Raw genomic sequence first — 13,354 nt, 5'->3', positions numbered from 1 at the left:
ATGGATGCCGTGGACCAACAGGCCCTGACCGGTGCTGTCATCCGGGAGTGCCGGCTGGACCTGGCACAGCTGTGGCTGGAGTTCGCCGGGCTGGGCGGGGACGCCCCGGAACACCTGATCCGGGACTACTGCGCGGGCCAGGCCCACCTTTCAGCCAAGGAGCGTGACGCGCTGGCGCAGGCTGTCAACGAACACTGCGCGGCTGAAGGGCTGCCGCTTCGGGCTCCCCTGAGCGGCTCTGCCCTTTCCGCGCGGATGCCGGAACGGCATGACCCGAAGCAGAAGGACCCGGAGCGCCAGGATCCCTACTCGTCGAAGTAGGTGAAGGTGTCCGCGGCCCCGGCCACCGACGCCACAACGGCAGCTGCAACGTCCCGAAGTTTCATGTTCCGTGTGCTGGAGGCGTCCCGCAGCAGCTTGAAGGCCGCAGCCTGGCTGCACCGGTTCTGCGCCATGATGGCCCCGGTCGCCAGGTCGATCACGGTGCGTGTCTGCATGGCGGCGCTCATGCCGTCCCTGGTCTCTTCCAGCTTCAGCATCCGCAGGGCAAGCGTCAGGCCTTTGGAGGCCTGCCGGACGAACGCTTCCGCGGCATCGATTCCGTGGCTGCCAAAGGAGAGTGGCTCCGAGCAGTGGAACGTGAGCACGCCCTGCGAATCCCCCTCCAGCACTGCGGGGATGCTCAGGATTGAGCGGAAGCCGTGCTCCTGGACAGCCTGGACGTATTCCGGCCAACGCTCTTCCCGCTGGAGGTCGGGAACCAGCACTGTCTTTGCCGTCCGCATCGCCGTTGTCCCCGGACCATCGCCAAATTGGGATTCCAACTGGGAGAAGAGCCGCGAACTGCAGTTGCTGCCGGCACTCGCCACGGGTTTCTTGGGCCGCAGCACCACGATCTCACACGAGCAAATCTGCCCCTGCCCGCCAAGCCTGGCCGCCGCATAGGCCGCGAGATCCTGGAGGAACGCCTCAACCTCGGGGTTCTGCAGGAACGACTCCTGGATATGCAGGGCAACGTCTGCGAAGTCCTCGTCTTCAGGGACGCCGGCGTTGAGCACGCGTCTTACCTCCCGGACATTAGTTAAAAGCCACACCACTGTGGCCGCCCACTGCCGAACGGTGATGCCAGCCTACCTGCGCCCGTGTCGTAACCTGTCAACCATGACGCGCCTCTCCACCCCGGACGGATCCGTCCGCGGTTGCTCCCTCGAGACTGACCGGACCACCATCGAGCGGTTCCTTGGCATCCCCTACGCGGAACCGCCGTCGGGAGCCAACCGCTTCCGGCCGCCGGTGCCGGTGGCGCCCTGGACCGGCGTGCTCGATTGCACCACCCCCGGCCCGGCCGCTCCCCAGAACCCCGAACCCCATGCACCCCCCGGCTCAACGCCGCGCTCCTGGAGCGAAGAGGGCTGCCTGAACCTGAACGTCTGGACGCCGGGGACGGACGGGCCGGCCAGGCCGGTGATGGTCTGGATCCATGGCGGCGCGTACCTCATGGGCGCCAACAGTGATGCAATGTACGACGGCGCCCGGCTCGCCGCCGCGGCGGGCGTGGTGCTGGTGTCCGTCAACTACCGGCTGGGTGCGCTGGGTTTCCTGCACCTGGCGGACCTGTTGGGGCGGGATTACAGTGACTCCAACCTTGCCCTGCTGGACCAGCTGGAGGCCCTGCGCTGGGTCCGCCGCAACGTCGGCGCCTTCGGCGGCGACCCCCACAACGTGACCATCTTCGGCGAATCCGCCGGCGCCGCAGCCATCGGCACCCTGCTGGGCATGCCGTCGTCGGAAGGACTCTTCCGCCGGGCCATCATGCAAAGCGGCACGGCCGAACGTTACCGCCGACCGGAGGAATCTGCGCGGATCACCGCCGCATTCCTTGAACTCTGCGGTTTGGACGGCTCCTCAGCAAAGGAGCTGCTGACCCTGCCAGTGGAGCGGCTGCTGCAAGCCCAGGCCGCCCTGGAGAGGCGTGCTGCGCAGGAGTCGTTCGCGGTTCCGCTGCCGTTCCAGCCCACGGTGGGCACGCCGTCGCTGCCGGTGCCACCGCTGGAGGCCGTCCGCAACGGGGTCAACCGTGGGGTGGACCTGCTGATCGGCACCAACCTGAACGAGGGCTCGTTCGCCGTCGAGATGCGCCCGGACTCCGCGTCTGACCCGGGCTATCCGGACCGCGCCGGCGCCGTACTGTCCGGCGCCGGCGTCCCACCTGAAGCCACCCCCGGTTATGCGGAGGCACTCACCCGGCTGTTGGGCAGGGAACCGGCAGGCAAGGAACTCCTGGAAGCGGCCATCGCAGACTCCCTCTACCGCCAGCCCAGCAACCGGCTGCTGGCCGCCCGCCGGGAGGCTGCCGGCGGAAAGAACTTCGCGTACCTGTTCACCTGGCGCAGCCCGGCCATGGGCGGGAAGCTGGGAGCCTGCCACGCCCTGGACATCCCCTTCGTCTTCCGGCACCTGGACGCGCCGGAAGCGGCCTTCCTCACCCGGGCCAAGGCTCCCCAGCCCCTGAGCGACGCCATGAGCCGGGCCTGGGCGGCGTTCGCAGGCACGGGAACGCCCGGCACGGAACACCTCGCGTGGCCGGAGTACGGACCGCAGCGCACCACCATGATGCTCGACGGCGAGTCCCGGCTGGAAGCCGACCCCCGGCAGAAGGTCCGGGAGTTCTTCGAAGCCGTCAGGCTGCAGCCAGCGAGTTAAGCGTGTCGCGGATCCCGTTCAGCGCCGGATCCCGCAGCGACATGAAGGCAGGCTTCAGCAGCGGCTGAATGATCTTGGCCGGCCCGTTGATGCTGAACTCGGCTGTGTACTTCACCACCGAGCCGGTCCCGTTGGGGCTGACGTCGATCGAATCGAAAGCCGTGACGGTCTTGTTCTCGCCGCGCAGCTTGATGTGGTTGTCGGTCAGCTCGATGACCTCGTAGACCAGGGTCTGGCGCTTTCCCCTGAACTCCGACTCGGCATGGTACTTGTGCCCCACGGCCACCGGCCCCGGGGTGAGCTTGTCCATAACGGGGGTGTTGGGGTCCCACTTGCTGGTGTTCTCAAACTCACTCATGAAGGCAAAGGCCTTCTCCGCGGACAGGTTGGTTTCCACACTTCCGGTGACTGTGATCATCACCCCAGTCTAGGAGCACCTTGCAGCTGGGCGGCAGCCATTTTGAAGCACAGTTTTCCGCCCAGCTCCTGCGGCCGGATCCATGCCTCGTAGCCCTCGGCGGCGGCAAACAATGCCCTTCCGGCCCCGGCGTCGGCGGCGAGCCACAGGACCGCCGGATCCCGCATGGCGTCATCCACCACGCCGGTCCGGACAACCTGCAAGTCCTTGCGGATCTCCACCGGAACGCCGATCAGGCGGCTCCAGTCCTGGGAGGGGTACGGCTTCATGGTTCCCCCTTTGCGGCCGGGTGCTAGCAGCCCTCGAAATCGGTGAGGACCTTCACCTTGCCGGCAGAGGCCGACGACGGATCGAACGTGTAGCCGATCCATTCCTTTGCCAGGCGCCGGGCGAGTTCGATGCCCACCACGCGCTGGCCCATGGTGAGCACCTGGCAGTCGTTGGACAGGATGGAACGCTCCACGGAGAAGGAGTCGTGGGCGGCGGTGGCCCGGATGCCGTCCACCTTGTTCGCGGCGATCGCCACGCCGATTCCGGTACCGCAGAAGAGGATGGCCCGGTCCGCCTTGCCGTCCCGGATCATCTCCCCGGCCGTGATGCCCACGTAAGGGTAGGGCCTGGTGAAGTCGTCCGGGGCGTCACTTCGGTTGACCCCGATATCGATGACCTGGCTGACGCGCGGATCCTGCCGCAGGTCCGCCAGCACCTTGTCCTTGTAGTCCACGCCGGCCTCGTCCGCGCCGACAATGAGCCGCAGTCCCATTGATTGTCCTTCCGTTGTCATTACTGTGCTCCCGCCGGTGCAGCGGCAGGCACCGTTCCATTGCCGCTCGTCGCAGCGGTGATGGTGAAATGCGGCCCCATGACGGCGAAGACCATCGCCAGCGACGTGGCACCAGGGTCCGCCGTGCCCAGGCTCTTCTCCGCCAGGGGGCGGGCCCGGCCCTTGAGGGGAAGGAGGTCAGCGGTGGCTTCCGCCGCGGTGGCCGCCTCACGTGCGGCGTCCTGCCAGGCCCGGTCCGGATCCACGCCGTCAGCCACGGCTCGCTTGAATCCGGCGGCGAAGGGCAGCAGGGCGTCCACCATGGTCTTGTCGCCGGTCTCGGCTTTGCCCAGCTGGACGATCCGGTCCGCGAACGCTGTCACGGCTGCCGCCAGGGCACTGGGCGCAGGCGCGGACGTGTTTCCCAGCGTTTCACCAAACGCGCGCAGTCCCGCTCCCCACAGGACGCCGGAGGTTCCACCAGCTTTGTCCGCCCAGGCGTCGCCGGCGGCGGCCAGCACGTCGCCGGCGCCGGCTCCCCTGCCCAGTGCGTCCGACGCTGCTGCCGCAGCTGCATCCACCCCGCGCACCATGCCGCGGCCGTGGTCGCCATCTCCGGCAATCGCGTCCATTCGGCCAAGGCGTTCCTCGGCGTCGTGCAGGGACGTGCGGGCGGCTGCAATGGCAGCAACGCAGGCGGCAGCGTACCCACGGGAGGCGTCAGTGGCAACGAACGCCGCAGCGGAGGCACCGTCGTCGGGCGCCTCCTCGGCGCCCAGCGCACCGGCTTCCCGGGCCGCGTTGCCTCGGCGGTAGGCGGGAGTTTCCGCCGGGGCCGTCCACAGCGGTTCAAGTTCCTCATCCAGCCAGGTGATGGTGAGCGAGACGCCCGCCATGTCCAGGCTGGTGACCAGCTCGCCCACCTCAGGCATGACCAGCGTGTAGCCCTCGGCGCGCAGCAGCGGGGCCACAGTGCCCCAAAGGACGAACAGCTCCTCATGCTTGGTGGAGCCGAGCCCGTTGAGGATGACGGCGATCCGCTTGCCAGCGTTCGGCGGCGTTTCGGCGAGCACCCGCTCCACCAGTTCCCGGCCCAGGTCCCTGGCCGACGGCAGGTTGGTGTCGTGCAGGCCGGGCTCGCCGTGAATTCCAAGGCCCAGGCCCATTTGCCCGTCGGGAAGGGTGAACAGCGGCGATTCGGCGCCTGGGAACGTGCAGCCGGCAAACGCGCTGCCCATGGTCCGGGTCAGGCTGTTGGCCTTGCGGCCCAGGCGGGCCACCTCGGCCAGGTCCGCGCCACCCTCCGCAGCCGCGCCCATCACCTTGAACACCGTGAAGTCACCGGCGATGCCGCGGCGCTTGGCGGATTCCGACGGCGGGGCGCTGGCGATGTCGTCCGTCACCAGCACGTTCTCCACGGCAATGCCCTCGGCGGCCAGGCGTTCGCTGGCCATCCCGAAGTTCATCACGTCGCCCGCATAGTTGCCGTAGGTGAAGACCACGCCGGCCCCGGATTCGGCCGCCTTCGCCACCGAATACGCCTGCTGGGCCGAGGGAGAGGTGAAGATGTTGCCCACCACCGCCCCGTCGGCGAAGCCGCCGCCGATCAGTCCGGCGAAGGCCGGGTAGTGGCCCGATCCGCCGCCGGCCAGGACTGCGACCTTGGGCTCCGCCGGGCGGTACCGGCGGACGGCGCCGCCGGGAACCTGGCGGACCAGGTCCGAGTGGACGTCGCAGAAGCCGGCCAGGGCCTCCTCGGCGAACTCTGAGGGGTCGTTGAAGATTTTGGTCATGGTGGGTTCTCCGGCGTACGCGGTGGTCGGCGAGTTTGGTAGGGGCTGTTAGTGGATGTGGCTGCCGCCGTTGATATCGATGGTGGTGCCGGTGAGGTAGGCCGAGTCCTCGGAGGACAGGAAGGTGATCACGGAGGCAACTTCTTCCGTGGTGGCGTTGCGGCCCAGCGGGATGCCGGCGTTGATGGCGGCTTCCTGTTCGTCGGTGCTGCCCACGCGGATGTTGGTGTCCACGGCGCCGGGGGTGATGGCGTTGACGGTGACGCCGGTGGCGCCCAGCTCGCGCGCCAGGGCCTTGGTGAAGCCCAGGATGGCTGCCTTGGCGGCGGAGTAGGGAACCTTGCCGAAGACGCCGCCGCCGCGCTGGGCGGACACGGAGGACATGTTCACAATGCGGCCCCACCCGTTCTCGATCATGTCCGGCAGGAAGGCTTTGGTTACCAGGTAGGTGCCGGTGGCGTTGACGTCCATGACCTTGTGCCACAGCTCAAGGGTGGTTTCCAGGAACGGAACCGGGGACGTAATGCCGGCGATGTTGGCCAGGGCACCGACGGGCGGGAGGTTGCCGGCGGCCACCTCGGCGGCAACGGCGGCCTGGGCGGCGGTTACGGACGCTTCGTTGGCAACGTCGATCTCGTGGCCGAAGGCGGCGACGTTGAATTCGTTGCCGATTTCGGCCGCAACCTTGGCTGACTTCTCTCCGTCGAGGTCCAGGATCACGATGCCCCAGCCTTCGCGGGCGTAACGGCGGGCGGTGGTGATGCCGATGCCGCGTTCCGAGGTGGCTCCGGTGAGGACTGCAGTGCGGTGGATGGTGGTCATGGTGGTGCTCCTTGAATTGTGTGCGTGGATCGCTTGTTTGGGTGGATCGATTGCTCCGTAACTGCCGTTATGAGGGCCCATAACGGCAGTTACGGAGCAATCGATGGTTCAAATGAGGTCGGTGATGAAGCTAGCCGCCTTGGCGGCGGCGGCCGGGCGCTCGTCATTGGTGACGTCCCGGGTCTCCAGTTCAAGGGAAAAGTGGCCCGTGTAGCCGTCGGCGGCGAGCCGCTTCAGGCCTCCGGCGAAGTCGGCATCGCCGTTGCCGATGCTGAGGTTGATGTTCCCCGGCACGGCGTCGCGCAGGTGGACATGGCTGATGCGGCCCGGGTGCCGGTCCAGGTATGCCTGGATGTCCTCGCCGGACGCCACGATGTGGCTGAAGTCCATGACGATTCCGACGCCGGAGCCCGCCAGACGGTCGGCCAGCATCCCCGCGCGCTCCAGGTTCCAGCAGAACCGCAGGAAGTGCAGGGATTCGGTCCAAAGTTCGACGCCGAATTCGGCGGCGCGCCGACAGGCACCAACGAGCTGGGCGGCGATGAGGTCCAGGTCCTCCTCGAGGCTGCGCACCGGGGTATGGTCCAGGGCTCCACAGGGAAGGACGAGGGCCTTTGCGCCGATGTTGGAGGTGAGCGTGAGCAGGGCGTCGAGATGGCGCTGCCTGGCGGATTCACCGTTGCGATCCAGCACCGCGTTCAGGTCCCCGATGTCGCCATTTACGGACCGGACCCGCAGCCCGGAGGCCAAAACCTCCGCAGAGACAGCATCAACCGCCGCGTCCGTCAGTTCGTAGGGAACGTGGTCGCAGACACCCGGCAGCGCGCCAAGGTCGATCTCCTCGAAACCCAGCCCCTTCATGGTGTGCAGGGCGCTGCCCAGGTCCTGGTGCCGGAAGCTGATGGATGAGCACCCGAGTCTGGAATGGAACATCATTGATCCTCTGGTTCGTGCCGAGCGGTAGTGATGGAGACCACAGTAACTGCGTTAACTGTCAACAGTCAACTCTGAAAGTCGACTGTTGACAGTGAAGATGATGTGGGTCACACTGGGTGCTATCAATTTGTTAACAGTCGACAGCGGCGGACTTCCTCCAGCCGCTTTTCGAAAGGGAACCACCATGAGCAAAGATGCTCTGACCATGCGCGGCCCGGTCCACGGCACCAAGGACGCCAGGCGAGTTGCCATCGGATCCGGCGTGGGGGCCGTGATTGAGACGTACGACTTCATCGGCTTCGGCACCGCTGCCGCACTGTATTTCGGAACTGCGTTCTTCCCCGGAAGCGACCCCGTCACGGGGACGCTCGCCTCCTTCGCCACCCTGGGCGTCGGCTTCGCAGCCCGTCCCCTGGGCGGCATCATCGGCGGCCACCTCGGCGACAAGGTGGGCCGCAAGCCCGTCCTGGTTGCCTCGCTGATCCTGATGGGCCTGGCCACGTTCGCCATCGGCCTGCTCCCCACCTACGCGGCAGTCGGACTGCTGGCTCCGGCCCTGCTCGTCTTTGTCCGCATCGTCCAAGGTCTGGCCTTCGGCGCGGAATGGGGCGGCGCGATCCTCATGAGCTACGAGCACGCACCCTGGAAGGCCAAGGGCAAGTACACCGGCATCGTCCAGGCCGGCTTCCCCGTTGGCCTGCTGCTGGCCAACCTGACCTTCCTGTTCAGCGTCCAGCTGGGTGGCGAGCTCGCCTGGCGCATTCCGTTCCTGGCCAGCATCCTGCTGGTGGCCGTGGGCCTGATCATCCGTTCCAAGGTCCCCGAGTCCCCGGTCTTTGACGAGGTCAAGGACAGCGGCGCCATCGTTAAGGCACCCATCGTGGAGGTCATCAAGACCGACTGGCGCCACATCGTCAAGGGCATCGGCCTCCGCATCGCCGAGACTGCCGGCTACGCAGTGTCCATCACCTACATGATTTCCTACATCAACAGCCAGCACCTGGCGGACAAGAGCCAGACGCTGATCGCCCTCTGCATCGCCTCGGCCATCGGCATCTTCGCCACCCAGGCGTGGGCAGCCCTCACGGACCGCATCGGCCGCCGCCCCCTGTACATCTGGTCAACAGCCTTTGCCGCCCTGTTCGCGATCCCGATGTTCCTGCTGGTCAACACCGGCCTGTTCATCGCCATCATCATCACCATCGTGATCTCCTACGCGGTCTGCCAGAACTCCCTGGCCGGCGCCCAGGGCGCTTGGTTCCCCGAGCTCTTCCAGGCCAAGACCCGCGCCTCCGGCGCCAGCCTGGCCTACCAGATCTCCGCCATGGTGTCCGGCTTCACCCCGTTCATCACCACCCTCCTGTTCGTCAGCTACGGCTGGATGGGCCCGGCACTGCTCTTCGGCACCTACGCCCTGATCGGACTCTGGGCCGCCGTCGCCACCCGGGAAACCTGGGGCAAGCGGGAGCGCGAGCTGGCAGATGACGCCACCAAAAGCACCCCCAACACCGTCAACGCCTGAATAACGTCACGCACCAAACGATCACGGAGCCAGTAATGCCTACAGAAACCGTCCAGGACGCAGCCCCGCAGGGACGAATACTGCAGACCGCAGTGACCCCGGAACGTGTGGACAAGATCAGCGCCGCCGCCTACCGGATCCGGCACCACGCCCTGAACATGGGCGAGGTCCAGGGCCAGGGATACGTGGGCCAGGCGCTCGGCGCAGCGGACATGCTCGCCACCGTCTACGGGGACCAGCTGACATTCCGCGCCGAGGACCCGCACTGGGAGGGCCGCGACCGGTTCCTCCTCTCCACGGGCCACTACGCCATCGGCCACTACGCAGCCCTGGCAGAGGCCGGCATCGTCCCCGTGGGAGAGCTGGAAACCTACGGCTCGGACGATTCGCGGCTGCCAATGTCCGGCATGTCCACCTACACCCCCGGCATGGAAATCTCCGGCGGTTCGCTGGGGCACGGGCTGACCATCGCCGTCGGCATGGCTTTGGGCCTGCGCTACCAAGGCTCCAGTGCCCGGGTGTTCAACTTCCTCTCCGACGGTGAGCTGGACGAGGGCTCCACCTGGGAAGCCGCCATGGGCGCACACCACCACCAGCTGGGCAACCTCACCGCGATGGTGGACATCAACGCCCTGCAGGCGGACGGCAAGACGGACACCGTGCTCCGCACCGAGCCGGTCACGGAGAAGTGGGAATCGTTCGGCTGGTACACCCAGCGGGTGGACGGGAACGACGTCGGCGCGCTGCTGGCAGCGTTCGACAACGCAGCTGCCCAGGCCGCCGCCGTCGGACGTCCCTCAGTGATCCTGTGCGACACCAAGGTGGGCCGCGGCGTCCCGCTGCTGGAAAACCGCGAAAAGGCGCACTTCATGCGCATTGAAGAACACGAATGGCAGGTCTGCCGCGAGCAGCTCACCGTCGGTTATGAAGGAAAGGCTTCAGCATGAGCACCACCACCGAGGCTCCGGACACCACCACAGCGGCCAAGCCGAAGCTGAAGACGTCGGCCATGATCGCGTCCTTCGCGGACCCGGGGCAGAAGACGTCCTCGGCGCCGTTCGGGCACGCCCTGGTCAAGGCCGCGCAGGAGAACGACAAGATCGTTGGCCTCACCGCGGACCTGGGCAAGTACACGGACATGCACATCTTCGCCAAGGCCTTCCCGGAGCGGTTCTTCCAGATGGGCATGGCCGAGCAGCTGCTCTTCGGCGCCGCCGCCGGCCTGGCCGAGACCGGGCTGGTGCCGTTCGCGTCCACCTACTCGGTGTTCGCAGCCCGCCGCGCCTATGACTTCCTCTGCCTGGACGCTGCCGAGCCAAACCTGAACGTGAACATCGTGGGCGGCCTGCCCGGCCTGACCACCGGGTACGGCCCCAGCCACCAGGCCACGGAGGACATGGCGATCTTCCGCGGCATGCCCAACCTGACCATCGTGGACCCCTGCGACTCGATCGACATCGAGCAGGCGGTCCCCCAGCTCGCAGCCTCCGAAGGACCCACCTACCTGCGCCTGCTGCGCGGCAACGTGCCCACTGTCCTGGACGAGTACGACTACACGTTTGAACTGGGCAAGGCCAAGGTCCTGCGCGGCGGCAACGACGTGGTGTTCATCTCCTCCGGCCTGATGACCATGCGTGCCCTCCAGGCAGCCAAGGCGCTGGCGGCACACAACGTGGACGTCGCCGTCGTGCACGCCCCCACCATCAAGCCCTTCGACGCCGAAACCGTCCTTAAGGAGATCAACACGGACAGGCTGGCCGTCACCCTGGAAAACCACTCCGTAGTGGGCGGCCTGTTCGAGACCGTTGCGTCCGCCGTCGTGACTGCCGGCGTGGGCAAGCGCGTGGTGCCGGTGGCACTGCCGGACCAGTTCCTGGACGCCGGCGCACTGCCCACCCTGCACCACCGCTACGGCCTGGCCGTGGACCGGATCGTGGCCAAGGTCCTCGCCGAACTCGGCTAGGGAAAGCCGGAAATGCAGAAAGCACGGCACCGGTCCTAAGCCGGAGCCGTGCTTTCTGCCGTAAGATCGAACCACTACCGACTGTAAACAGTCGACTTATGACATTGAGGACAGAAGCCATGGCCGGATTGACCGCCCCGCTGCTGGGACTTGAAAGGAAGAGCCTGCGCGAGCAGGCCCTCTCCGCGCTGCGGACCGCCATCACCAGTGGCGAGCTGGAGCCCGGGCGGCACCTGGTGGAGACCGAACTGTCCGAGATGCTGCAGATCAGCCGCGGCACCCTCCGCGAAGCCCTCCGCCAACTGGAGCAGGAAGGCCTGCTGTCCGCCGGGCCCCGCGGCAGGCTGTCGGTCCGGCACCTGGACGAAAAGGAAATCCGGGACATCTACGCCGTCCGCGCCGCCCTGGAGTCCCTCGCCGCCCGGACCCTGTGTGAACTGCCGGACCGGCAGCAGGTCACCGAGTCCCTGCACAAGGCCGTCGACGCCATGGACGCCGCAGCCAACGGCACCCTGGAGGAACGGATCGAATCGGACCTCGAGTTCCACCGCACCCTCTGCCGGCTCACCGGAAACGAAACGCTGCTCCACTCGTGGGAATCACTGGAGGGCTCCATCCGGATGTCCATCATGTTCGCGGGCCTGGAAAAGGGTGTCAGCAACATGAGCGTGGACCGCCACAAGGACATCGTGGCTGCCATCGACACCGGGGATGCCACCCTGGCACGCAAGACCATCCTGGAGCACATGGACACCGCCGCCGCCAACCTGGTGGCGTAGCTTCCGCCCTTTCACGTGCCCGTCCGGGAATCTCAACGGGTTCCCGCCCGTTAACTTACTGCGCGGTAAATAACCGCGGCGTTAACGAGGGATGGTATGACGGCAAAGTTTGTGTCATTCGAGGACGACGCCGGGAAGGTCACCCGGTATGCCCGCCACGACAACGGCGGCGGGCTCATCGCGCCCGGAGCCACGGTGGCGGAGAGCGCCAGGATCGGGGCCCTGACCTACGTGGAACACGGCGCCAGGGTGGGTTCGGGCTGCCGCATTGGACATGGCAGCTGGATCGACCGGGACGCGACCATTGGTGACCGGACGGTGATCGGGGACGGCGTGCGCATCGGCCGGGGCACCGTGATCGGCAACCGGGTGCACATCGGCAGCCACTCGCGGATCGGTTCCAGCGTGCTGATTGAGCACGGCGTCCATTTGGATACCGACAGCACAGTGCCTGACGGCAGCGAGGTCCTGGCCGGGGCGCACTCACGCCTGGCACCGGCAAGGCACCGGACCCACCGGAAGGCCAAGGGCGGGATCGCGGCCTAATCCTCCGCTGGGCAAAGGTCTGTACCTGCGGTCAGGAAGCAGTGCTTCCGCGCACCACCAGGTCCGCCGGATAAATGACGGACTCCAGGGCGATCCCCGGCTCCTCAATGGCCCGGGCGAGAAGCCGTCCTGCGGTTGCCGCCATGTCAACCATGGGATGGGCCACCGTGGTGAGTCCCAGTCCGTTTGCCGCCTGGATGTCGTGGTTGTCGAAGCCCACCACCGCCACATCCTCCGGAACGCGACGACCCGCGGCGCGCATCGTGTCCACGACGCCAAGCGCCATGAGGTCGGATGCAGCGAACACGCCGTCCAGCCCAGGCGTCCCGTCCATGAGGCTCTTCGCTGCGTCGGCACCTCCCGCCGTCGTAAAGTCGCCGTGGATGACGGGCCCGGGCTGGAGGCCGGCTTCCCTAAGTCCCTGCAGCCATCCGTCCAGGCGGTCGACGGCGGCCGTCATGTCAGTGGGGCCGGCGATACTTCCGAGCCTGGTGCGGCCGATGCCCGCCAGGTGCCGTGCCGCCAGTCGTCCGCCCTCGAAGTTGTCGAGGTCAACGTAGGGAATCCCGGATGCCGTGTCCCACGGCCTGCCGATGAAGACAGTTGGCAACCCGGTGGCGCCCAGGGTTTCCACCCAGTCGTCGGCGCGGTGGTGGGACACCACGATCGCACCGTCGACGTGGCCACCGCGAAGGTAGCGGATGGTCCGTGCGGAGTCGTCCCCTGCCCGGGACATGAGCAGGACCAGCTGCAGGTCCGTGTCCCGGAGTGCTTCATTGACTCCGGTGATCACCGCGGCGAAATACGGGTCCATCATGACCCGGGCGTCCGGCTCGGGGATGACCAGCGCCACCGAACCCGTGCGCCGGGTGACCAGGCTTCGCGCCGCACGGTTTGGCGTGTAGCCCAGCGCCACGATCGCAGCGTCAACCGCGGCCTGGGCTTCCGGGCTCACCTTGGATCCGCCGTTGATGGCACGCGAAGCAGTGGATCGGGACACGCCGGCGGCCGATGCCAGGTCCTCCAGGGTGGGACTTGTCCGCCCTGCTACGGCCAGGGCATCGCGGCTGGTCTTTTCGTTCATTACACCGACAATACGACACCACTCC

15 protein-coding genes are annotated in these 13,354 nt (G+C 67.1%); 7 read left to right on the top strand and 8 right to left on the bottom strand.

Annotated elements, in window-relative coordinates:
• Positions 1-321 (top strand): hypothetical protein, encoded by a 321-nt coding sequence (locus tag ACR65K_RS12760; protein WP_440153179.1) that lies wholly within the window; start codon positions 1-3, stop codon positions 319-321.
• Here ACR65K_RS12760 and ACR65K_RS12755 read toward each other — a convergent pair.
• Positions 306-1,058, bottom strand: coding sequence for a GAF and ANTAR domain-containing protein (locus ACR65K_RS12755; protein WP_440153177.1), 753 nt, complete (start codon positions 1,056-1,058; stop codon positions 306-308). The two genes, ACR65K_RS12760 and ACR65K_RS12755, sit on opposite strands and share 16 nt — an antisense overlap.
• Before the next feature lie 103 nt (positions 1,059-1,161).
• On the opposite strand from ACR65K_RS12755, the gene ACR65K_RS12750 reads away from it, so the two are divergent.
• Positions 1,162-2,703, top strand: coding sequence for a carboxylesterase/lipase family protein (locus ACR65K_RS12750; RefSeq protein WP_440153176.1), 1,542 nt, complete (start codon positions 1,162-1,164; stop codon positions 2,701-2,703).
• On the opposite strand, the gene ACR65K_RS12745 is transcribed toward ACR65K_RS12750, so the two are convergent.
• The 6 genes from ACR65K_RS12745 to ACR65K_RS12720 all read right to left on the bottom strand — a co-directional run bounded on the left by ACR65K_RS12745 (position 2,681) and on the right by ACR65K_RS12720 (position 7,432).
• Positions 2,681-3,121 carry an SRPBCC family protein gene (locus tag ACR65K_RS12745; protein WP_056337739.1) on the bottom strand — a complete coding sequence of 147 codons (441 nt, stop codon included), beginning with the start codon at positions 3,119-3,121 and terminating at the stop codon, positions 2,681-2,683. The genes ACR65K_RS12750 and ACR65K_RS12745 overlap by 23 nt on opposite strands.
• Positions 3,121-3,390 carry a hypothetical protein gene (locus ACR65K_RS12740; protein ID WP_056337736.1) on the bottom strand — a complete coding sequence of 90 codons (270 nt, stop codon included), beginning with the start codon at positions 3,388-3,390 and terminating at the stop codon, positions 3,121-3,123. Before ACR65K_RS12740 ends, ACR65K_RS12745 begins: the two co-directional genes overlap by 1 nt.
• Positions 3,391-3,413: 23 nt before the next feature.
• The gene (locus ACR65K_RS12735; RefSeq protein ID WP_440153175.1) at positions 3,414-3,905 is read right to left on the bottom strand and encodes an RpiB/LacA/LacB family sugar-phosphate isomerase; all 492 of its coding nucleotides are present in this window, start codon (positions 3,903-3,905) and stop codon (positions 3,414-3,416) included.
• Positions 3,905-5,677 (bottom strand): dihydroxyacetone kinase family protein, encoded by a 1,773-nt coding sequence (locus tag ACR65K_RS12730; protein WP_440153174.1) that lies wholly within the window; start codon positions 5,675-5,677, stop codon positions 3,905-3,907. The genes ACR65K_RS12735 and ACR65K_RS12730 overlap by 1 nt, the downstream gene beginning before the upstream one ends.
• Before the next feature lie 48 nt (positions 5,678-5,725).
• Positions 5,726-6,499: an SDR family NAD(P)-dependent oxidoreductase gene (locus ACR65K_RS12725; RefSeq protein ID WP_056337729.1), complete on the bottom strand. Its 774-nt coding sequence runs from the start codon at positions 6,497-6,499 to the stop codon at positions 5,726-5,728.
• 108 nt (positions 6,500-6,607) lie between these two features.
• Entirely contained in the window at positions 6,608-7,432 is an 825-nt protein-coding gene (locus tag ACR65K_RS12720; protein ID WP_440153172.1) for a sugar phosphate isomerase/epimerase family protein, read from the bottom strand.
• 187 nt (positions 7,433-7,619) lie between these two features.
• Here ACR65K_RS12720 and ACR65K_RS12715 point away from each other — a divergent pair, with 187 nt between their 5' ends.
• From ACR65K_RS12715 to ACR65K_RS12695, 5 genes are all read left to right on the top strand, one after another.
• Entirely contained in the window at positions 7,620-8,957 is a 1,338-nt protein-coding gene (locus tag ACR65K_RS12715) for an MFS transporter (protein ID WP_440153171.1), read from the top strand.
• Between the two features lie 35 nt (positions 8,958-8,992).
• Positions 8,993-9,904 (top strand): transketolase, encoded by a 912-nt coding sequence (locus ACR65K_RS12710; RefSeq protein ID WP_440153170.1) that lies wholly within the window; start codon positions 8,993-8,995, stop codon positions 9,902-9,904.
• Complete coding sequence (locus tag ACR65K_RS12705; protein ID WP_440153169.1) at positions 9,901-10,920, top strand: transketolase family protein; 1,020 nt, start codon at positions 9,901-9,903, stop codon at positions 10,918-10,920. The genes ACR65K_RS12710 and ACR65K_RS12705 overlap by 4 nt, the downstream gene beginning before the upstream one ends.
• Positions 10,921-11,039: 119 nt before the next feature.
• The gene (locus ACR65K_RS12700) at positions 11,040-11,699 is read left to right on the top strand and encodes a GntR family transcriptional regulator (protein ID WP_056337715.1); all 660 of its coding nucleotides are present in this window, start codon (positions 11,040-11,042) and stop codon (positions 11,697-11,699) included.
• A gap of 96 nt (positions 11,700-11,795) precedes the next feature.
• Positions 11,796-12,245, top strand: coding sequence for a DapH/DapD/GlmU-related protein (locus ACR65K_RS12695; RefSeq protein WP_056337712.1), 450 nt, complete (start codon positions 11,796-11,798; stop codon positions 12,243-12,245).
• 31 nt (positions 12,246-12,276) lie between these two features.
• Here ACR65K_RS12695 and ACR65K_RS12690 read toward each other — a convergent pair whose 3' ends face one another.
• Positions 12,277-13,329, bottom strand: a complete 1,053-nt coding sequence (locus ACR65K_RS12690) for a LacI family DNA-binding transcriptional regulator (protein ID WP_056337709.1) — start codon at positions 13,327-13,329, stop codon at positions 12,277-12,279.
• Between the last annotated feature and the right edge of the window lie 25 nt (positions 13,330-13,354).

This window comes from Arthrobacter sp. SAFR-179 (assembly GCF_059414945.1).
This window is presented reverse-complemented; position numbering and strand designations above follow the sequence as displayed.